The organism is Nostocoides australiense Ben110 (assembly GCF_001050535.1).
Lineage (GTDB): Bacteria > Actinomycetota > Actinomycetes > Actinomycetales > Dermatophilaceae > Nostocoides_A > Nostocoides_A australiense.
On the sequence record NZ_HG764815.1, the window covers coordinates 3,691,885 to 3,693,196 of the forward strand.

Annotated in this window: 1 pseudogene; it reads left to right on the top strand. The window is 63.9% G+C overall.

The features are described from left to right. A pseudogene (locus tag BN11_RS23080) lies at positions 1-281 on the top strand (IS256 family transposase); the annotation flags it as partial. Positions 282-1,312: the final 1,031 nt, after the last annotated feature.

Below are 1,312 nucleotides of genomic sequence, written 5' to 3' on the forward strand. Positions count from 1 at the left end.
TCTACGACTACCCGGCCGAGCACTGGATCCACCTACGCACCACGAACCCGATCGAGTCGACCTTCGCGACCGTGCGGCTGCGGCAACGGGTCACCAAAGGCCCCGGCACCCGAGCCGCCGGGATCGCCATGGCGTTCAAGCTGATCGAGTCCGCGCAGCGGCGCTGGCGCGCCGTCAACGCGCCCCACCTGGTCGCCCTCGTCCGAGCCGGCGCACGCTTCGAGAAAGGCGAACTCGTCGAACGAGACAACCAGAACGGAGATGACCAACTCGCCTCATGACACACCAATCCACAGGTCTTGACAATTCCTCCTGGTGAGTCTCAAGTCACCCATTGTGGGGAGAACCTCGACCGGGGGAACAAGGCTGGAAGCGAACAGCGCTGGTGTGGCTGCGAATGGTCGTCGACAGCGCGTATCCCTGCTACAGTAATTTCCGCAGTTGCAGATTCCCGACCAGAGCGCCTCAGGGAGAGGTGCGTCTTGGAAGGGGAAAAATGGCAACTGATCGGACTCGCGCCGCCGAGATCGCAGTAGACCCTCAAGGGTATTTGACGACTGGCAACTTGTTCGTCGACCGGCGGGCGAAGCGACTTGTCGATGAACTCGTCGAGCGGCGCTTCCGCATGGAGGTGAACGCGTGGGCAGTGGCCAACACTGGTCAACTCCGCACTCGCGTCGCGATTCGATTTGAGATCGCTCGGGAGTTCGAGACGTTGTGCGCAGCGCTTGGTTCCTGGGCGTTCGTTGCGGCTGACGAGATTTTCCCGGACGCTGACTAGCTAGGGTCAATCGGGTTCGCTTCCTGGGCACGTCTAGCAACGAACGGGCTCAGGACCGGACGGGTGCCAGCTCCCTGCGCACAGGCCTGATCTCCAGGGTGGTTCGACGCGATCGAGGCTTGGAGCGGCAGTACGCCGTTGCCGAGGGCTGTGATCTGCTGGTTCTGGGTCAGGTCGTCGGTGTCGGTCACCCATCCAGTCGGCAGGCCCATGAGCCACTCAACGAATCCTGGTGCTGGGCGCGGGCCGTCCGCGTCGTTCAGGAGGGCTGGCGCTGGCGCGGGGCGTCCGGTGATGTGTTCCCAGCGGGCGATGGCGTCGGCGTAGCGTCCCCAGCGCTGAACAGTCCGTCGATCAGCGACCACAGCGTTTCCGAGTCGGTTCTCCTGCTCGGTGAGCCAGCCGGTCCGTGGAGCGCGAAGTCGATGATCTGGTGCGACAGGGCGATCGTCGCTCGCCGTGCTCGTACCTGGTCGAGCGTTTCCCGGCTCATCCCAATCGAGGGTGTAGTCGGGGTCTGAAGCCGCCGGT